Here is a 19,502-nt window from a genome sequence, read left to right on the forward strand (position 1 = left end):
GCACAAAGCAATCCCCGACAGGTATGTCGCAAATATGCAAAGTGTGAATGCAAAGTTTAGGATTGCTTCGTTCCTCGCAATGACGTAACCTTTAATAATTATTGTTTTGAAAAAATTATTCACATTTATTCTATTCCTAATCATTAGCTATAGCTATGCCCAAACACCGGGTAAGTTTATTTATGCTGACGACTTTAAAAAACCAATCGACACCAAAACCTGGGTGGCCGAGATTGAGCCTTCTGTAAATACGTCAACCGTCTACACCAAAAACAACGCCCTGATACTGGACACCAAAGGCGGTGTTACCGTGTGGCTGAATAAAGTATTATCCGGCAATATCCAAATTGAGTTTGACCGTAAGATCCTGGTTGATACCGGAAAGAACGACCGCCTTTCGGATATGAACATATTCTGGATGGCATCCGATCCTAAAAATAAAAACCTGTTTACCCGCAGCGGTAAGTTTGAAGCATATGACGACCTAAACCTGTACTATGTGGGCATGGGCGGTAATACCAATAAAACCAACCGTTTCCGCAAATATTATAACGGTCAGAAGCCTATTATACAAGAGTATTCGGATAAGGCACATTTGCTGGAGGCCAACAAGATATATCATATCAAAATTGTAATGAACAATGGCGTAACAGGCTATTGGGTAGATGGAGAGCAGTATTTTACTTATACCGATGCCGCGCCTTTAACTTCGGGATACTTTGGGTTTCGGTCAACATGGTCGCGGCAGGAAGTGAAAAACTTCAGAGTATATCAATTAAAATAAGCTTAATGCAACTTATGACTAAAGATGAAGTGCTGGCTAAAGCTTTTGAGCAACTTCCGGATGCGCAAACGTACTATTTGGAAACGTTTACCGTCATCATCAATAATAAGCCTGGCATTAAACCAGTTCACGTTAACGAGCATGATTTTAATACAGGTAATTTTAATGAAGACACACCTCTCAGCGTCTCATTCAAAAAGCATCTTTACTATCCCGAACACGGTTTATCCTGTAAAACTACCTGGCAGGTAGAATAAAACATAGCGTTATTTGCCATTCCCATCACTTTTATTTTTCTTTGGCGCATGATCATCGTAATACAATGTACAGACAGGGTTGGCCTTGTGGCCGATATATCAGGACTGCTTTCGCAGGAAGGCCTTAATATCGTTTCGCTGCGCGAGCATGTGGATACCGCCGAAAACCTGTTCTTTATGCGTCTTGACGTTGCAGGGACTGCAGACGATACCGCATTGACATCAAAAATGCAACATGTATTACCTGCCGATGCCATTATTAACATTAACCCTACCCCTGTAAAAAAGGTAGTTGTGCTGGTCACCAAAGAATACCATTGCCTTGCCGATATTTTGGTGCGAAACTACTTTGGCACCTTAGGCGCGCAGGTGCAGTGCGTTATAGGTAACCATGCCACCTTACAAAACATTTGCGAGCGCTTTGATATCCCCTTTACTTTGGTGCCACACCAGGATATCAGCAAGCCCGAGTTCGAACATAAGATATCAACCCTCATCGCGCAGCAAAACCCGGATTATATTATCCTGGCTAAATTTATGCGCATATTGAGTCCTGAGTTTGTGGCGCAATACCCAATGAAACTCATCAATATACACCATAGCTTTTTGCCTGCCTTCGCGGGAGCCAATCCGTATCGCCAGGCATTTGAGCGCGGCGTAAAGCTTATTGGTGCCACAGCCCATTTTGTTACTAATGAACTGGATGAAGGCCCAATTATTGCCCAGCAGATCATCCCGGTAAACCACTCATTAACCGCTCCCGATATGGTTAAAGCGGGTAAAGAGATAGAGACCGCGGTGTTAGCCAAAGCTTTGCGTTTAGTTTTCGAGGACAGGGTGTTTGTGTATCAGAATAAGACGGTGGTGTTTGAGTAAAATTTATCAATAGCGATGGGTTTGAAACCCGTCGCTATTTGTTTATCAAGCTTTCCCTAACTCAAAAGGCAATTTCCTGTACCTCTTCCCTGTAGCCGCAAATATCGCATTGCCCACAGCAGGTGCTATCGGCGGTAAACCCGGCTCACCAAGGCCTGTTGGGGCATCTTCGGTAGGCACAAATTTTACGATCACTTCCAGCGGCGCGTCCTTTTGGCGCATGAATTTATAGGTGTTGAAGTTCTTCTCTATAACGGCACCTTTATCGAAAGTTATCTTGCTGAACATGGCATGGCTCAGGCCGTCAATAATGGCGCCCTGCACCTGGTTTTCAGCACCGCTCAGGTTTACTACACGGCCACAGTTTACAGCGCAAAATACTTTAGTAACCCGCAACACGCCATTGGTATTGGTGATCTCGGCCACATGCGCGGCGTATGTATTGAACGAGAAACGTGCTGCAAAACCATAAAACACATTGGGCTTGGTATTTTTACCCCAGTTGCTTAATTCGGCAACCAGTTTTACTACGCTGCGGTACTTATTGATATCGTAGCCTACTTTTCCTGTGGGTTGCTTTTCGGCTTTGTCCAATAGCTCCAGTCGGTAAGCTATCGGGTCTTTTTTTAGTTCGTGAGCTAACTCATCCATAAAACACTCATCAGCAAAAGTGACAATATTGCTTGTAGGCGCGCGCCACGGCCCGGTTTGTATATTGGAACGGAACGAATGCGTATCTACCCTGAAGTTTGGTATTGATGCCGCCGGAAAACTATCCGGTACAGCCGAACCTCCACCTAAAGCTGCGCCATTTAAATGCCATGCCTCTATCTGTCCATCAGCGCTGATAGCGGCTTTCATTTTATACAGGGCACCGGCACGGTAAAAATCGCTTTGCATATCATCCTCACGTGTCCATAGCATTTGTATGGGCGCTTTGGCTGCTGCCGATATCAGGGCTGCTTCAACACCATTATCAGCCTGTAGCTTACGCCCAAAGCCCCCACCCTGCCTTGGCATACCTAAGGTAATGTTAGCTTCGGGAATGTTCAATGCTTTGGATACTTCCTGGCGCATGCGTGCCGGTACTTGTGTAGGGCCGTAAAGCTCAACACTATTCTCTTTTACATCGGCAAAAAAGTTGAGCGGCTCCATAGCGGCGTGGGCCAGGTTGGGCAGCTCATAAACCGCTTCTATCACTTTGCCGCCTTTGGCAAAAGCAGCATCTACATCACCGTCTACACGGCCCGGCCTATCGCTTTTTTGGTTTACCATTTCGGTATAGGCAGCAATATGGTCAGCAGTACTTTCAAGTTTGCCGCTGTCTTCCCAAACGGTAATTAAGGCATCTTTACCTTTTTTAGCCGCCCAGGTTGATGTTGCCAGTACAGCTACCACCTTACCTGCCTTAACTACGTTCTTCACTCCTATAACTTTACGTGCAGCGGTATCATCGAAGGATTTAAGCACTTTTCCAAAAGCCGGCGGGCGCACTACCATCGCGTAAAGCATACCGGGCCTGCGGGTGTCAATACCGTACAGCGATTGGCCGGTTACAATTTTGTGGTTATCTATATTGGGTACGCGGGTACCTATTATCTTAAAATCCTTTGGGTTTTTCAGCACTACATCATTGGGTACAGGTAAGGTGGCTGCCTTTGCGGCAAGTTCGCCATAGCCTGATTTTTTGCCCGATGTTTTATTGATCACAAAGCCGTCTTCAGCATAGCAATCTGCTTCGGCACAGCCCCATTGCTGGGCGGCCGCGCTGATGAGCATCACACGTGCCGTAGCACCGGCTTTGCGGATAGGCATAAACCGGCCACGGATAGCCCCGCTGCCACCTGCCACCTGGGAACCGAATTTCTGATCGAGCGGAGCCATATCAACTGCAACGGTATCCCATTTTACGTTCAGCTCTTCGGCCAATATCATGGGCAGGGCTGTTTTAACGCCCTGGCCTATCTCGGGATTGGGCGCCATCAGGGTAACCAGGCCCGAGGGGCTGATGGTAATATACGCGTTTGGCGAAAATACAGCATCGGCAGCAACAGCAGCAGATGAACTATCGCTCAACAGGTTAAAACCGATCAGCATACCGCCACCGGCAATAGAGGTGATCTTTAAAAAATCGCGCCTTGATACTGTTTCGCCGATCATGATTTTGCTGATTTAGTGGTTTTATTATTTGCTGCCAAATGGATAGCCTTACGGATACGGAAATGCGTACCGCAACGGCATATATTGGTCATGGCTTTATCTATATCATCATCTGTTGGGTTGGGCTTGGTTTTTAGCAAGGATGCCGCCGCCATGATCTGCCCGCTCTGGCAGTAGCCACATTGGGCAACGTCCATTTCTTCCCAGGCCAATTGCAAAGGATGAGTACCTGTAGCGCTCAGCCCTTCAATAGTAGTAACCTTGCTGGCTTGCACCGCGGCAACCGGGTATTGGCATGAGCGTACAGCCGTACCGTTAATGTGTACCGTACAGGCACCGCACTGGGCTATGCCGCATCCGTATTTTGTGCCTACCAGGTTGAGGTTATCGCGCAGTACCCACAGCAAAGGGGTATCCGGATCAGCCTCAACGGCCATTGCTTTGTTGTTAACAGATAATGTGTATTTGGCCATAACGGTATTGGTTTATATTTCAAATATAAACCAATACCCTTGTATTGGCAAGAAGGGGATACCAGGTGATGCAATTGTTACAAAATCAGCATCATCCATCAACAACGGCTTAGTCCTGATCAATTGGCCTGCATGCCATATAGGCCGGCAACTCGGCTGAAGCAAATACAGCCTTAGCATTGCTTAAGATATCAGGCTTGCTGAATCTTTTAAATATCTCTTTGTTCTTATTGTTAACGCACAAAATATACGAACCGGAGTTGATGTAAGCCATATTGTTCCCGGGATCAGGAAACTCGTAAATTACCTGCTTTTTGCCGTGGTGTTTCATCACACCGTATGTCATCCAAAATCGCCCCATTGTTCCGTTATGGATCACATTAACGAGATACAAGCCACTTATGGGGTCGGTTTCCAAGGTATCTACTTCTATATCCTGAACGGTTTTGGTGGTATCCCTGGTCACTTCTATCCTGCTGAGTTTAACCTCCGACCGTAACTTTAATAAAAGAATACCGGCAATGGTGAGTAATACAATGATAATTAAAAGGTGAAAATATTTTGTGATTTTTAAATAAGGTACAGGTTTCATTCAATACATATCTTAATTAGGGTAAACCAAATATACGTAATCTCTTGTCTTCCCGATTTTTTGAAATGATAAAAAAACGGGCCTTTAACCTTGCTTTTTATCTCCAGAAAATATTTTTTAAATAACCCTTGCGTAACCGAACGGTTACATATATATTTGCGTAACCAAACGGTTACAGATTAATATATGAGAAGAGACGTATTCCAGGCTATTGCCGACCCAAACCGCCGCGCCATCATCAACCTGCTGGCAGGCCAAAAAATGAATTTGAACAGTGTGGCCGATCAATTCGAGATCAGCAGGCCTGCCGTTTCAAAACACATGAAGATACTGACTGAGTGCGGCCTTGTCACCATTACACTCCAGGGCCGCGACCATTACTGCGAAACCAATTTAAAAAAGCTTACCGAAGTAACTGACTGGATAGACACCTTCAAAGTATTCTGGACCAAAAAACTGGATGCCTTGGGCGATTTTTTGGAAAAACCTGAACCTGAAGAGCCGCAGTATACCGGCGGCGTGATGAAATTTAAGATCAAAAAGAAATGAAAATGCAATCCAATTAGCATCTAACGTATCGATAAAGCACTAAACAATAATTTAAAACAAAACAACTAACAATAAACATAAAATTATGAGCACAGCACCTTTAGTATTAGAAAGAGTTTATAATGCCCCTATCGGCAAAGTATGGACAGCCATTTCGGATCTGGAACACATGCGAAAATGGTATTTTAAACTTGATGAATTTAAAGCCGAAGTAGGCTTTGAGTTCCATTTTTATGGCGACGGAAATAAAGAGAATTTAAAATACGCCACATCGGCGCGGGTTGTGGCCGTTGAGCCCGGCAAAAAATTGGCGTATACCTGGAGTTTAGATGCCGCACCAGCTATAACCACCGTTACATGGGAGTTATTTGAAGAAGGTGGTAATACACGCTTAGTACTTACCCATGAAGGACTCGAAACCATACCGGGAACCGACTATCCACGCGACAGCTTTAATGGTGGCTGGACCAGTTTTATGGGCAAACTGGATAATTATCTGTCATTATAAAAATGCAAAATATGAGCACCGGAACATTGGAATTTGAACGGACTTATAACGCTCCCATCAGCAAAACATGGGCGGCCATCACCGATAAGGGCCAAATGAAGGAATGGTATTTTAACCTTGACGAGTTTAAACCCGAAGTTGGCTTTAAGTTCAGTTTTTTAGGCGGCCCGCCCGATGGTGAGCAGTTTTTGCATGTGTGCGAGATACTGGAAGTGATACCCGGCAAAAAATTAAGCCATAGCTGGCGATATGATGGATTTGAGGGTAACTCCACCCTTACATGGGAGCTGTTTGACGAGGGCGACAAAACCCGCTTAAAACTTACCCATACCGGTTTGGATACCTTCCCTGCCGACAGGCCGGAGTTTGTTATCAGTAACTTTAACGAAGGCTGGACACATATTTTGGGTATTGGACTTAAGGATTATCTCGAAAAATAGCCCCCCTGAGTAAACTTTATATATGTTCTCTGTGATCTTTGTGGTAAAAATTAACCGCACAGATCACAGAGTTTTTTTTATAACTTTATTACCATGAACCGTATCGACCGCATCACTGCCATACTTATCCAACTGCAATCGCGCAGGGTGGTTAAAGCTCAGGATATTGCAGATAGGTTCAGCATTAGTTTGCGTACTGTTTACCGGGACGTAAAAACATTGGAAGAAGCCGGTATCCCCATTATTGGCGAAGCCGGGGTGGGCTATTCTATTATGGATGGTTACCGTTTACCGCCGGTAATGTTTACCAAAGAAGAAGCCACGGCTTTCCTCACCGCCGAAAAGTTCATGGAAAAATTGACCGATACCAGTACCGAAGAGAGCTATAAATCGGCCATGTATAAGGTACGCGCGGTACTACGCACCGCTGATAAGGATTTCCTGGACCAGATAGACCATCGCATTGAAGTGATAAAGAGCAGGCGCAGCATGAACAGTCGCCCGGACAATAACCTCATACAGGATATTTTAAAGGGCATCTCAGAAAAACGTGTACTATCCTTGCAATACTTTGCCCACCACAGCCAGCAGCACTCAAAGCGAAACGTGGAGCCGGTAGGCATATTTTATGCCGATAACTTTTGGCACATGATAGCCTGGTGCCGTCTCCGTGGCGATTACCGTGATTTTCGGATAGATCGTATGCAAAGCCTCGAAGTAACCGATACTGTTTTTAAAGGCCAGCACCCAACGTTAAAAGAGTACCTTGGTAAAATAGGTAAAGAGAACGACCTGCAAACCATCATTATCCGGGTAGAGAAATCCATCATCACACATATTAACGAGCAAAAGTTCTACATGGGTTTTGTATCCGAAATAGAAACCGAAAACTATATCGAAATGACGTTTTTAACCTGCTCCATTGAAGGTTTTGCACATTGGTATATGATGTTTGGTTATAAGGCCCAAATTGTTTGTAATGATCTGCTACGTACCAAAGTAGCCGATATGGCCGAACTCATTCACAGGCAACTATCAGAAACCGAGTTTGCCCAGTAATTGTTGGGTTGGGGCATTATCACAAACAATTAGCATATTTGTGGGTTACTTGCTTTTAATATGAGTTATAAATTTACCCGCGCCGTACTATTTATCATAGCCGCTCTGTTTTTCGAAAACGTGTTAGCGCAGGATAAACAAAACAGTATTGAATTTTCGCCGCACTATGGTATTGGCATGTTCTCGGGCGAGGGCAATACCATCAATGGCAACTTTTATGGCGCAGAGGCAGTTTATCACCTTAACATGGCCAACAACAATGCCGATTGGGTGCGTATGTTCCATGTAAAAAACATTAGCGTCGCGGCATCGTACCACAAATTCGACCAAGCATATTTGCCTAAACAATCCGGCAGTCAAGGTATTTTAGGCAACGTATTCGGCTTGATTACCCGTCTGGATATTTCGCTGTTCAACATTGGCCAGGCCGATGTTCGCTTTACACCGGGCTTTGGTTTTGTATACGCTGCGCAAACTTATTACACCAATGGCAACCCGCTGATAGGCAGCCACATTAACTTTGCAGCCCAGGCAGGGGTTAAGCTGGTTACGCCGGTATCGGCAACAACAAGGCTGTTAGCCGGTATTGACCTTTTCCACTATAGCAACGCTGCCGTAAAGTTGCCCAACAATGGTGTAAACAGCATACAGGCATCTATTGGTATCGATCATGATATTGATAAAGCAGGCCCGGGTACTTCAAAAAGTAATGATACCTATCGCACCTTTGCCAAACATTCTTTTGAAATAAGCGCCAATATTGGCCGCCGGGGTTTATTTCAAACCAACACGGGCCTTCCTCCTGCCGATATCGAATACCAAAAACAGGCTACCTCCAAAATATATAAAAGCGGTTTATATGCAGGTTATACCTATCGCTTAAATCCGCTCATTGGTTTAAAATTAGGGGCCGATGCTACTTACTATTATACCACGCTGGATACCGTGCAGGATGTACACCACTTTTACGCCACGTTCCAGGAGTTGGGCAGCAGTTATGATAGCTGGCGCGTAGGTATCAGCACTGGGGCCGATATTAACCTTGGCCGTGTAGTATTTGGAGCCAATTACGTAAAATATCTGCATTTTAACAGCTATCAGGGCTTAAAGGGCTTTCACCCTAACCCGCCAAACTGGTCATGGAATTTTGGTTGCAAATACTTTATCACGCCATCATTCGCCATCGAAGCCAAACAATATCTGCACCGAACGGAGGCTGATTATGTGGGGATTGGGTTTTTGTATAGGTTAAAATTATCGGATTAATGTGTAGATGTAAAATGTGATGAAGGGCATGTTTAATCTGCATCTTCCATCTTACCTTTGCCATCTTACATCATCACCCATGCTTCCCGACATCACCACCCGCGCCCATATAGAAAACCTGTTCACCCAATTTTATCAGCAGGCTTTCGCCGACCCCGTTATCGGCTATATTTTTACAGATGTTACTCACCTTGATCTTATAAAGCACATGCCCGTTATCGCCAACTTTTGGGAAGACATGTTGCTTACATCGCACAATTACTTTGGCAATCCCATGAAAGTGCACCAACAGATAGATCAGCTTTCGCGCTTAACACCGGAGCATTTTGCACGCTGGCTGCAACTTTGGGAGCAAACTATTGATGCGAACTTCAAGGGCGAAACAGCAGACATGGCGAAACAACGTGCCCACGGCATCGCTAAAATAATGATGGCGAAAATTGAAATGGCAAGGTAAATACCTACATTGCAGTACATATTACCTCATGCTAAAAAAATCACTTTTATTCATGTACCTGTCGTTGATGGCCGGCATTGCATTTGGCCAGGTAAAAATCGACTCTGTGCTACAGAAAAAAATAACCGCGATGTTTATTGAAGATCAAAAATGGCGGAAAGAATCAATTAAACTGAACAGGCATGAACCATCTGATTACAACAGGGAAACCATTGACAAAAACTGGGCGCTTACTGATAGCCTGAACTTAATAGATGTTAAACGGATAATTAACAAATACGGGTATCCTGGTTTCAGCTTGGTTGGAGAAAGAGTAAGCAACCGTTTTTGGGCAATAGTACAACATTGTGATGATGATGTAGCTTTCCAGGAAAAGGTATTGGCACTAATGGACAACGAGGTAAACAAGCATAATGCATCTGCCGAAAACTACGCTTATTTAAAAGACAGGGTATTATTAAATAAAGGGGGCAAACAACTATTTGGTACCCAAGCCCGGTTTGACGAAAAACTCCACAAACACATCGCTCTACCTATTCAGGATTCTGCCCTGGTTGATATTCGCAGAAAAAAAATAGGTTTAGTTCCGCTAAAGGAATATTTAAAGGAAATGGACAGCCAGTATTAATTACTTATTATCCAAAAACTTTACCTGCCTAAAGTTTTTCGATTCCCCTTTGGGGATAGTAAGCGATTTCCAGCCCTCTCCTGCCATCATTTTGGCGAGCGTTACCATTTGCCCGATGTGATAAGGAATGTGCGCCAGCTGTCTGTTAATAGCTTCTATCACCGTATGTGCCTGTCCACGTATGTATACTGTGCGCAGCAAATCGGCATCGGTAAGTGGGTCTACCGCGTTAAAGAGGCATTGCCAGCCTTTGTTCCACAAGGCGGTAAGTTCTTCTTTTGATGCAATGGTATCTTCAAACTCATCATCACGGTCGCGCCAGTCTTTTTCTCCATCACTGGTTAAAAAGTCTGTCCATCGCGAAAGCGAGTTACCACTGATATGTTTTACAATAGTGGCAATACTGTTTGATCCGGCATCAAATTGCCAATGCAAGCCTTCCTCGGCAGTGCGTTCAAGCGCGGCATCGCCAAGGGTTTTATAATAACGAAAAAGCTTTTTTACATTTTCAAGGTAGTTGCTTCCGGCGTCGTCCATCATTTAGTTTCTGATATATAAAACTATAGAAATGGCTGATAAAAACAAAAGGCCCTATATAGGGCCTTTTGTTTATGGTTTTGTAACAGTTGTATTTTTTTCAACTTTAACTATGTGTTTCTTTTTAGTACCACTATAGTGTTTATGTTTACTAAACACGTTATGTATTTTTTGTGGAATAGTAGTAGTTTTTTTAACTTTTTCCTGGTCTTTTACAACCTGCTGTGCGAATGCGCCAAATGTAAGGCCTGCAAACGCTAATAAAAACATTATCTTTTTCATAATTCTATTTAGTTTGTTGAATACAACTATTCAAATCATGTGCCGGTATACATTAATTAACTATAATGCCTAAAAAGCCAATTTTTAACTAAAACTAAATTATATTTCTTAAATAATGTATTTAATTTAATACTCTTTTTCAACTAAAAAGGGCAAGCGCAACAATAAAGAACAAGGCTGTTATGCTAAATGTTATGGTATAGGTAATTGATAACATAAACATTTTCCAAACTGTGCCCCAGCGGCTACGTTGGTAAACAACCCTTAACGACCGGTATATATACCATATTACCGCAACCATCACCAAAAAATCTACAATACCCTTAAAACCTATTAAGGCTACCGGTAAAACCATTTTTATTAAAAATATAATGGTAAAAAACAGAAAAACGAAGCAATGCAGGTGAAAGGCATATATCAGGTGCTCCACATAAAATTTATGGTTTCGCCAAAATGTAAACCTTAACAACATGGCAAACAAAGGCAAAAGTAAAAACATCATTTTAGGAGCATTGTGCTTAAACGATTCCATTAAGCCCTCCCAGGCACCAACACCTTTTGCTTTCCAATCGTACTCCCGCTTTGCCACATAGTTCCCTATAAAACCATTACGTTTTTCGGGGGCAAGCTTTTTTTGCGACTCAAGGTATTGCTCATAAGTAGTATCCTTACCCGTGTCAAAAAAATTGGTGCGGGTGTTATTTTTCCGCTTTCCATGTATTGAATCGCTCCGCCTGTCCCGTTCAATATCCCTGGTTATCTCCTTTTTCCGTTTCTCAGGTATCCAACTGTTATTATTTATAACATTCTTTACGCTGTCAGCTTGTTCTTTAGTTAAGGGCTTGCCCGATATCTTGATGGCCTCATTATCTCCTTTACCGCTAAACAAAAGCAAAAAGAAAATCAAACTGATAAATATATACATCTTAATGGGGTGCAGGTATTGCGTGCGCCTGCCTTCCATGTACTCAATGGTGAGTTTACCTGGTTTAAAAAACAGCGGTTTGATGGTGTGAAAAAACTTCTCATCAAAATGGAAGTAATCGCCCACAATGTGTACAACAAGGTGGCCGAAATTTTCTTTTAGTTGCAGGTTCTCTTGTCCGCAAACATGGCAGTAGTGGCCCTGTAGCTCTGCCCCGCAGTTAAGGCAGTCTGTTTCATCACGAAAATGTTTCTTCATCTATCAATAAGGCAGTTTGTTTTGTAAAGATAAAAAAGAAGGCAAGAGATGAAACAGGTTTCATTATTTTTTAAAGTTTTGCAAATATTGAGCGGGCTTAAATCAATGCAAAATCTTAAACATTAACTCTTTCATCAACTCACCGTTACCGGCGTTGGAGTCAACGCCTTTGCTTTTCAAGTCGTACTCACGCAACAGGCTGATAATGTGCATGGTTTTACCATAGTTAAAAGATCGGGCCGCCTGCTCATAATCTTTCACAAAAAACGGGCTTACACCCAATTCGCGTGCAATGCTGTTCGGCGATTTATCGTTAGCGTAATGGTAGCGCAATACTTTAGTAAAATAGTTATTCAACGTACCCAAAACCACTACCAGTGGGTTGGCTTTTTGGTTAGCCTCAAAGTAATTGATAATGCGGTTAACCTTTACCGCGTCTTTACGGGCAAGCGCTGTTTGCAGCTCAAAAACATTATATTCTTTACTGATGCCGATATTATCCTGTATCTCTTTCGGGGTTATCTCCTGCCCGGAGTTTACGTTCAGCATTAGTTTTTCCAGTTCGTTGGCAATTTTACTCAGATCGTTGCCCAGGTATTCGCCCAGCAACGCAGCTGCCTGCGGGCTAATGCGGTAGCCCTTCTCCTTTACAAAATCTTCTATCCAACCGGGTACCTTATTATCATACAATGTGCCCGATTCAAACACAACGCCATTCTTATCAATGGCCTTGTAGGTTTTTTTGCGTTTATCAAACTTGCCGTACTTATAGCAAAAAACCAAAATGGTACTTGGCAGCGGTTTTTCAAGGTAACTCAACAGCGGGTCGATGGTTTTACTGTCATCACCCTCTTTACCCCATTTCATATCCTGCGCTTCCTTTACCATTACCACCTGGTAATCGGCCATCATGGGATAGCGTTTGGCGGCGTTCAGCACCGTCATTATATCGGTATCCTTACCGTACAGCACGGTTTGGTTAAAGCCACGTTCAGCTTCGCTAAGCAGGTTATGCTCAACATAGCTGCCCAACATATCAATAAAATACGGCTCATCGCCATGCAGCAGGTACAGTGGCTTATACTTGCGGTTTTTAAGGTCTTTTAATATTTCGGGCGCGGTCATACTTTAAGCCAAAAGTAAAAATTCAAAAGTCAAAAGCCGCTTTTGTGATGTATTTAGTTTCCACAATTTATGCAGGCGTTTTCTTACTTTTGACTTTTAACTTTTGACTTTTGACTTTACTCCCACTAAACCTTCCTCCTTATCCTTTTAAAATATCGGATAAAAACGGGCAACTGTTTTTGTTTGATGAGATACGGAAAAAAGAGGTGGTGCTTACGCCCGAGGAATGGGTACGTCAACATTTTATACAATTCCTGATAAAAGAAAGAGGTTACCCCCGCTCGCTCATTAAGCTGGAAGGTGGTTTAAAACTAAACCAACAAGCCAAACGTACTGATATTATATTATTTAACAACAAAGGCCAAAAAGTGTTATTGGTGGAATGTAAGGCCCCATCGGTAAAGATAACACAGCAGGTGTTTGACCAGGTGGCACGTTACAACTGGGTGCACCGGGTGCCTGTACTGGCTGTTACCAATGGTTTACAGCACTACTATTGCAAAATAGATTTTGATAACAACCGTTTTGATTTTATGCCCGAACTGGAAAACTACATTCCGGGATAATTATGCTTCCTGTGGTGTAACTAAAGTCAGCATTTTTTCTACTAATTCGTTCGGTTTAAATGGCTTAGAAACATAATCGTTCATGCCCGAATCATAAACCTTGTCTTTAATGTCAAACAAGGCCGATGCCGTAAGCGCTATAATAGGCACATTTGCTTTGCGCGGATCAGGCATCTTACGGATGATCTTTGATGCTTCAAAACCGTCCATTATCGGCATCTGGAGGTCCATCAATATAATATCGAAATTACCATATTGGAACAATTCAATAGCACGTTCACCATTTTCGGCTATAACAGGTGTGATACCCCATTTGGTAAACAGCTTTTTCATTAGCATTACGTTTACCGGATTATCTTCGGCAATTAAAACCTGCAGGTTTGCCAGTTTATAATCCACCCTATCCATATTGGTTAATACAACACGCGGTGTAGGCTGTGCCGCAGGTATGATCATCTCTGATGATACAGGCAACGTCATTAAAAAATAAAACTCCGAGCCAACACCCACTTCGCTCACCAGGCTGATGTTTACATTTTGTAGTTCAAGCAAACGTTTTACAATAGCCAAGCCAAGCCCGGTACCACCAAACTGGCGTGTTGTGGTAATGGATTCCTGGGTAAAAGGTTCAAAAATAGCGCTCACTTTTTCGGCCGAGATACCAATACCTGTATCGCGTACCGAGAACTTAACAACTACCTCGTTCAACCTGTCTTGTGCACAGCTCACCTCAACTTTAATACCACCACGGGTAGTAAACTTAATGGCGTTACTTACCAGGTTAAATATAATTTGTGATAAACGGGTCGGGTCGCCGATAACGTATCTTGATTTAAAGAAATCATCAACATGTAACTGAAAGTTAAGCCCCTTCTCGTTCGCTTTAAGCATTTGTCCGCCACAGATGTTGTTCATCAGTTCGTGCAGGTTAAACTTAATGCTTTCAAAAGCGATCTTACCCGATTCGATCTTGTTAAAATCGAGCACGTCATTGATCAGCGTTAACAGGTTACCAGCCGAGAAGCGCAGTATCTCCAGGTTCTCTTTCTGGTCGGGCCGCGGACTTTCCATCATCAGCAAATTACTCATCCCGATAACGGCATTAAGCGGTGTACGTATCTCATGCGACATGGTCGATAAGAAATCAGACTGCACTTGAGATGACTGTTCTGATTTATGCATGGCTATTTCCAGCTTTTCATTCAGTTGTTTCTCTGTAGTGGCCAGTTCTTTTAATTGCTTGATATTTTTCAGGAAAGCACCATAAAAGTGTCCCTGTATAAACATGATAAGGATAAAGTTGAAAAACAACCCTACTATCATGGTGTAATTATCAATTTTTTCGGGCTTAATGCTGAGTAGGGTATTATTAAAGCTGCTGTACAATAAATAACCCATTACCGGCAGCAGGTTAGCCAACGAATAAATAGTACCCCACCTGGCACCCAACATATAAAAGCTATACAAAATGATCAGGATGATCAGTTGTATGATAATGATATTGATGCTCTGGAACGTTACGTAAACACTAAACAGCATAAAAAAGCTGCCTATAATTAATAAAGCGTGCGATATAAAAACAGTATCGGGTTTATAAGTAAAGAATTTAAAAAGGACAACAAACGCGCCCAGCAGAAAGTAAGCGCTTATCAGTTGAATATCATCATGCAGGGTAATGGCATTGGGTAATATTACCACTATACCTACCATGGCAAGCAGCAAACCATAATACACCAATCGTATCCGTGCCTGGTCTATAATAGATAGGCTATCGTCAAGGATATTTTTGATAGAGAAGTTAAAAAAGCTGATGAACTTGCTCATTAATCAATTGATAGTTAAATAATACGGTAGCTAAAGATAATTAAAAATCAATAATTCATCAATGCACACGGTGGCACAAATAAACTATTGCATCCAATTAGCTTGCAATTACTTTGCCAATGCGGCAAGTCCGTCTTTTACTATCGCTATCTTTGTTTCAGCGTCGGCCTTTTTCTTTAATTCGTTATCAACTATTTCGGGTTTGGCATTCTGTACAAAACGCTCGTTCTGCAATTTAGCATTTACCGATTTTAAAAAGCCTTCCAGGTAAACAAGCTCTGCAGTAAGCCTTTCATGCTCCGCGTCAACATCAACATTCTCTTGTAAAGCAACAAAAAACTCATCTGTACCTACTATAAAGGCTGTTGCGCCTGCAATTTTGGTATCGGCATAATCCACACCATCCAAGTTGGCAAGCTTAATAAGGATACTTTCGTACAACTTATAATCAATGGCAGAGTTAGCTTTTATGGCCAGCGGTAATTTATCTTTTGGTTTTATCTGCTTGCTGTTGCGCACATTACGCACTTCGGTAACTACTTGTTTCAAGGTTTCCACACCTGTTAACAGTTGTGTATCAATTTCCCCAATGGCAGGCAAATTTGCAACAATACAGCAATCAGTAGCGGCGCGCTCGCCAAACAATTCATCGTGCCACAACTCCTCGCTGATGAAAGGCATGAACGGATGTAGTATCTTTAATATGTTTTCAAAAAACTCTACGGTTGCCAAAAGGGTTTCCTTATCAACCTTTTGTTTCTCAACACCTTCCTGGTATGAGGGTTTAACCATTTCTAAATACCACGCGCAGAAATCATCCCAAACCAGTTTGTATGTAGCCATCAGTGCATCGCTCAGGCGGAACTGGTTAAAATAACCGTCTATCTCCACCAAACTCTGGTTAAACCTGCTGCTGAACCAGTTAATGGTGGTAGTATTGGCACTGCTTAAGCTCTCATCAATTTCCCAGCCTTTAATCAGTTTAAAGGCGTTCCATATCTTGTTGGCGAAGTTACGCCCCTGCTCGCAGTGGCTCTCGTCAAACATCAGGTCGTTACCGGCGGGAGACGACATGAGCATCCCTACCCTAACCCCATCAGCACCAAACTTCTCGATCAGGTCCAGCGGATCTGGCGAGTTACCCAATGATTTCGACATTTTACGGCCCAGCTTATCGCGAACGATACCGGTGAGGTATACATTTTTAAACGGCACCTGTCCCCTAAACTCGTGACCAGCCATTATCATCCTCGCTACCCAGAAAAATAATATTTCGGGCGCAGTAACCAGGTCGTTTGTCGGGTAATAGTAATTGATCTCTTCGTTCTCCGGATCTTTAAACCCATTGAATACCGATATGGGCCATAACCATGAGGAGAACCAGGTATCTACTACGTCTTCATCCTGGCGTAAATCTTGAGTCTTGAGTCTGGAGTCTGGAGTCAGTTTTATGGCTTCTTCTAAGGCTTCTTCAACCGTTTTGGCAACAACATATTGCCCGTTTGGTAAGTACCATGCGGGTATTTGCTGGCCCCACCATAACTGACGACTGATACACCAATCCTTTACATTCTCCATCCAATGCCTATAGGTATTGGTGAACTTTTCGGGAATGAGTTTGATATCGCCGTTCAAAACATAATCCAAAGCGGGCTTAGCCATCTCTTCCATTTTGCAGAACCACTGCATGGATAGCTTAGGCTCAATAACCGCGTTTGTACGCTCTGAGTAGCCCACTTGTGACTTGTATTCTTCCACTTTAGCCAGCACGCCTGCTTCTTCAAGCATAACGGCTATTTTTTTTCGAGCCGCAAAACGGTCCTCGCCAATAAGGATGGTAGCTTTATCATTCAGTGTACCATCATCATTCAAAATATCAATAACAGGTAAGTTGTGTTTAATACCCAGCTCGTAGTCATTCAGATCGTGCGCCGGGGTAACTTTTAAACAGCCGGTACCAAAATCCATGGTTACGTACTCATCCAGTATCACCGGTATTTCGCGATCGATTAATGGTATCAAAACCTTCTTTCCATGCAAATGAACATAGCGTTCATCGTTGGGGTTAATACAGATGGCCGCATCCGCCATAATGGTTTCAGGACGCGTGGTTGCGATGGTGAGGTAGTCTTTAGTCTTAAGTCCTGAGTCTTGAGTCAATTTATCTGACTTCTGACTTCCGACTTCCGACTCAAGACTCAAGACTTTGTACTGAATATAATAAAGCTTCTGATTAACCTCTTTACGAATAACCTCCTCATCGCTCACGGCGGTTTTTCCCTGCGGGTCCCAGTTTACCATGCGTACGCCGCGGTAAACCAACCCCTTATTATAGAGGTGGATAAAGGTATCTATCACAGCATCACTAAGGTCGGGGTCCATGGTAAATTTGGTCCGCTCCCAATCGCATGATGCGCCGAGTTTTTTTAACTGATCTAATATGATGCCGCCGTATTTTTCCTTCCACTCCCAGGCGTAGCTCAAAAACTCCTCGCGGGTAAGGTCGGTTTTGGCAATGCCGCGCTCTTTAAGCATGGCAACAACCTTGGCTTCTGTAGCTATGGATGCATGGTCTGTTCCCGGTACCCAGCAGGCGTTTTTGCCTTTCATACGGGCACGGCGCACCAAAACATCCTGTATGGTATTGTTCAGCATATGGCCCATGTGCAGCACGCCGGTAACATTTGGCGGAGGAATGACAATGGTATAAGGCTCGCGCTCATCAGGCACCGACCTGAAAAAACCTTGCTCCATCCAGTAACTATACCATTTGTCTTCTGCTTGCTTTGGCTGATATGTTTTAGAAATACTCATAGGCTGCAAAAGTAAGCTTTTGAGGGAAATTTTTGATGGAAAATGTAAGAGGTAAGATGGAAGATGTAATTAATACTAAAGTCCGCGTTAGGGATAGCAGTGGAAAGCCCGGAATCCCCACCCTTCGTGGGGATGAGGACTTGTAACGGATAGCCCGGGCCGTAGGCAACGCCCAAATCAACTAAGCTTTCTTTTTCCTGAAAATCGATTGTAATATAAATACAACCACTGCAATAGCCACAGGCTTGATCGCGAAAGATGTACCAAAATAATATAAATTCAGAACAAACAATATAATGCCTATAACACCATAAAAGGCCACTTGCCGCGCATATTCTATAAATGGCACCTTTTCAAACAAAATGCGGGAAAGGTAAGCTAACAAATAAACAACACAACTTAATTCGCCTAAAAACCCAAGTGTGATAAACATTACCGGCAGTCCGTACCATCGGGCAGCTAAAAAGGATATAATAGCAACCAAAATAATAACCACTACTGCGTCGCTATCTATTTTAGCCAAAAATCTCTTCATCATAGTTACTTCAATATTACTGTATAATTAAGCTAAAACCAATACTAACATCGCACGTCAGCAATTTACACTATACCTACAAAATACCCCCAATAAATGCATAACTTCGCGGCTTATAAACGAATATAATATGGCTACCATTGAATTAGCGCGCGTTAAAGGCGATTACGGCTTTGAAGCGAAAGACGAGAACGGACACATTGTACGCATGGACAGCAACCCCGCAAACGGTGGTTGGGATTTTGGCGTTCGCCCGATGCAGATGTTGCTGATGGGTTTGGGCGGTTGCAGCGGCATTGATGTAATAAGCATACTGAAAAAGCAGCGCCAGGACGTTAAAGACTATAAAATGATAGTTAAAGGTGAGCGCCAGGCTGGTAAAGAGCCCTCGTTATGGAAAGATATTGAAGTAGAGTTCCATATTTACGGCGACATTGATAAAGACAAAGCTGAACGCGCCGTTGAACTATCAATGAACAAGTACTGTTCGGTTGCCGCTACCCTGATGGGCGCGGGTACTGCCATTACCTGGAAAACCTTTGTGCACCCGGCGCACGCTTAATAATTTACGATTACAATACTGAATA

The 19,502-nt window shown here is 43.1% G+C and carries 22 protein-coding genes; 12 read left to right on the forward strand and 10 right to left on the reverse strand.

The window, feature by feature from the left end:
* The first annotated feature begins 106 nt into the window (after positions 1 to 106).
* From KXQ82_RS19520 to purU, 3 genes are read left to right on the forward strand one after another with little or no spacing between them, the layout of a single operon-like run.
* Complete coding sequence (locus KXQ82_RS19520; RefSeq protein WP_219490450.1) at positions 107 to 784, forward strand: DUF6250 domain-containing protein; 678 nt, start codon at positions 107 to 109, stop codon at positions 782 to 784.
* Between the two features lie 14 nt (positions 785 to 798).
* Positions 799 to 1,041 carry a hypothetical protein gene (locus KXQ82_RS19525; RefSeq protein ID WP_219490452.1) on the forward strand — a complete coding sequence of 81 codons (243 nt, stop codon included), beginning with the start codon at positions 799 to 801 and terminating at the stop codon, positions 1,039 to 1,041.
* Positions 1,042 to 1,089: 48 nt separating this feature from the next.
* A complete protein-coding gene (gene purU / locus KXQ82_RS19530; protein ID WP_219490455.1) occupies positions 1,090 to 1,917 on the forward strand; it encodes a formyltetrahydrofolate deformylase in 828 nt (275 codons plus the stop codon).
* A gap of 45 nt (positions 1,918 to 1,962) precedes the next feature.
* Here the strand turns inward: purU and KXQ82_RS19535 are convergent, their stop codons facing one another.
* The 3 genes from KXQ82_RS19535 to KXQ82_RS19545 all read right to left on the reverse strand — a co-directional run bounded on the left by KXQ82_RS19535 (position 1,963) and on the right by KXQ82_RS19545 (position 5,142).
* Positions 1,963 to 4,077, reverse strand: coding sequence for a xanthine dehydrogenase family protein molybdopterin-binding subunit (locus KXQ82_RS19535; protein WP_219490458.1), 2,115 nt, complete (start codon positions 4,075 to 4,077; stop codon positions 1,963 to 1,965).
* Positions 4,074 to 4,550 carry a (2Fe-2S)-binding protein gene (locus KXQ82_RS19540; RefSeq protein ID WP_219490459.1) on the reverse strand — a complete coding sequence of 159 codons (477 nt, stop codon included), beginning with the start codon at positions 4,548 to 4,550 and terminating at the stop codon, positions 4,074 to 4,076. Before KXQ82_RS19540 ends, KXQ82_RS19535 begins: the two co-directional genes overlap by 4 nt.
* A 109-nt stretch (positions 4,551 to 4,659) precedes the next feature.
* Positions 4,660 to 5,142 (reverse strand): hypothetical protein, encoded by a 483-nt coding sequence (locus tag KXQ82_RS19545; RefSeq protein WP_219490461.1) that lies wholly within the window; start codon positions 5,140 to 5,142, stop codon positions 4,660 to 4,662.
* A 186-nt stretch (positions 5,143 to 5,328) separates the two neighbouring features.
* On the opposite strand from KXQ82_RS19545, the gene KXQ82_RS19550 reads away from it, so the two are divergent.
* The 7 genes from KXQ82_RS19550 to KXQ82_RS19580 all read left to right on the forward strand — a co-directional run bounded on the left by KXQ82_RS19550 (position 5,329) and on the right by KXQ82_RS19580 (position 10,049).
* Complete coding sequence (locus tag KXQ82_RS19550) at positions 5,329 to 5,691, forward strand: ArsR/SmtB family transcription factor (protein ID WP_219490463.1); 363 nt, start codon at positions 5,329 to 5,331, stop codon at positions 5,689 to 5,691.
* Between the two features lie 85 nt (positions 5,692 to 5,776).
* Positions 5,777 to 6,199: an SRPBCC family protein gene (locus KXQ82_RS19555; RefSeq protein ID WP_219490465.1), complete on the forward strand. Its 423-nt coding sequence runs from the start codon at positions 5,777 to 5,779 to the stop codon at positions 6,197 to 6,199.
* Positions 6,200 to 6,210: 11 nt separating this feature from the next.
* Positions 6,211 to 6,639: an SRPBCC family protein gene (locus KXQ82_RS19560; protein WP_219490467.1), complete on the forward strand. Its 429-nt coding sequence runs from the start codon at positions 6,211 to 6,213 to the stop codon at positions 6,637 to 6,639.
* Between the two features lie 93 nt (positions 6,640 to 6,732).
* Positions 6,733 to 7,698 (forward strand): helix-turn-helix transcriptional regulator, encoded by a 966-nt coding sequence (locus KXQ82_RS19565; RefSeq protein ID WP_219490469.1) that lies wholly within the window; start codon positions 6,733 to 6,735, stop codon positions 7,696 to 7,698.
* Positions 7,699 to 7,758: 60 nt separating this feature from the next.
* Positions 7,759 to 8,964, forward strand: a complete 1,206-nt coding sequence (locus tag KXQ82_RS19570; RefSeq protein WP_219490471.1) for an acyloxyacyl hydrolase — start codon at positions 7,759 to 7,761, stop codon at positions 8,962 to 8,964.
* A gap of 28 nt (positions 8,965 to 8,992) precedes the next feature.
* Positions 8,993 to 9,421, forward strand: coding sequence for a group III truncated hemoglobin (locus KXQ82_RS19575; protein ID WP_219490472.1), 429 nt, complete (start codon positions 8,993 to 8,995; stop codon positions 9,419 to 9,421).
* A gap of 28 nt (positions 9,422 to 9,449) precedes the next feature.
* Positions 9,450 to 10,049, forward strand: coding sequence for a DUF6624 domain-containing protein (locus KXQ82_RS19580; RefSeq protein ID WP_219490474.1), 600 nt, complete (start codon positions 9,450 to 9,452; stop codon positions 10,047 to 10,049).
* Here the strand turns inward: KXQ82_RS19580 and KXQ82_RS19585 are convergent, their stop codons facing one another.
* The 4 genes from KXQ82_RS19585 to holA form a co-directional block, all read right to left on the reverse strand.
* The gene (locus KXQ82_RS19585) at positions 10,050 to 10,589 is read right to left on the reverse strand and encodes a DUF1572 family protein (RefSeq protein ID WP_255563746.1); all 540 of its coding nucleotides are present in this window, start codon (positions 10,587 to 10,589) and stop codon (positions 10,050 to 10,052) included. It abuts the gene before it with no gap.
* 69 nt (positions 10,590 to 10,658) lie between these two features.
* Complete coding sequence (locus tag KXQ82_RS19590; RefSeq protein WP_219490476.1) at positions 10,659 to 10,868, reverse strand: hypothetical protein; 210 nt, start codon at positions 10,866 to 10,868, stop codon at positions 10,659 to 10,661.
* 139 nt (positions 10,869 to 11,007) lie between these two features.
* Positions 11,008 to 12,051 carry a DUF3667 domain-containing protein gene (locus KXQ82_RS19595; RefSeq protein WP_219490478.1) on the reverse strand — a complete coding sequence of 348 codons (1,044 nt, stop codon included), beginning with the start codon at positions 12,049 to 12,051 and terminating at the stop codon, positions 11,008 to 11,010.
* Positions 12,052 to 12,153: 102 nt separating this feature from the next.
* The gene (gene holA, locus KXQ82_RS19600; protein ID WP_219490480.1) at positions 12,154 to 13,176 is read right to left on the reverse strand and encodes a DNA polymerase III subunit delta; all 1,023 of its coding nucleotides are present in this window, start codon (positions 13,174 to 13,176) and stop codon (positions 12,154 to 12,156) included.
* A 110-nt stretch (positions 13,177 to 13,286) separates the two neighbouring features.
* On the opposite strand from holA, the gene KXQ82_RS19605 reads away from it, so the two are divergent.
* Complete coding sequence (locus KXQ82_RS19605) at positions 13,287 to 13,742, forward strand: type I restriction enzyme HsdR N-terminal domain-containing protein (protein WP_219490482.1); 456 nt, start codon at positions 13,287 to 13,289, stop codon at positions 13,740 to 13,742.
* On the opposite strand, the gene KXQ82_RS19610 is transcribed toward KXQ82_RS19605, so the two are convergent.
* From KXQ82_RS19610 to KXQ82_RS19620, 3 genes are all read right to left on the reverse strand, one after another.
* Positions 13,743 to 15,566 (reverse strand): response regulator, encoded by a 1,824-nt coding sequence (locus KXQ82_RS19610; RefSeq protein WP_219490484.1) that lies wholly within the window; start codon positions 15,564 to 15,566, stop codon positions 13,743 to 13,745.
* A 108-nt stretch (positions 15,567 to 15,674) separates the two neighbouring features.
* The gene (locus KXQ82_RS19615) at positions 15,675 to 18,380 is read right to left on the reverse strand and encodes a valine--tRNA ligase (RefSeq protein WP_219490486.1); all 2,706 of its coding nucleotides are present in this window, start codon (positions 18,378 to 18,380) and stop codon (positions 15,675 to 15,677) included.
* Between the two features lie 181 nt (positions 18,381 to 18,561).
* Positions 18,562 to 18,918, reverse strand: coding sequence for a hypothetical protein (locus KXQ82_RS19620; RefSeq protein ID WP_219490488.1), 357 nt, complete (start codon positions 18,916 to 18,918; stop codon positions 18,562 to 18,564).
* Between the two features lie 127 nt (positions 18,919 to 19,045).
* Between KXQ82_RS19620 and KXQ82_RS19625 the strand changes: the two genes are divergently transcribed.
* Entirely contained in the window at positions 19,046 to 19,477 is a 432-nt protein-coding gene (locus KXQ82_RS19625; protein WP_219490490.1) for an OsmC family protein, read from the forward strand.
* The last annotated feature ends 25 nt before the right edge of the window (positions 19,478 to 19,502 follow it).

The sequence above is a fragment of the Mucilaginibacter rivuli genome, from assembly GCF_019391655.1.
Classification (GTDB): Bacteria; Bacteroidota; Bacteroidia; order Sphingobacteriales; family Sphingobacteriaceae; genus Mucilaginibacter; species Mucilaginibacter rivuli.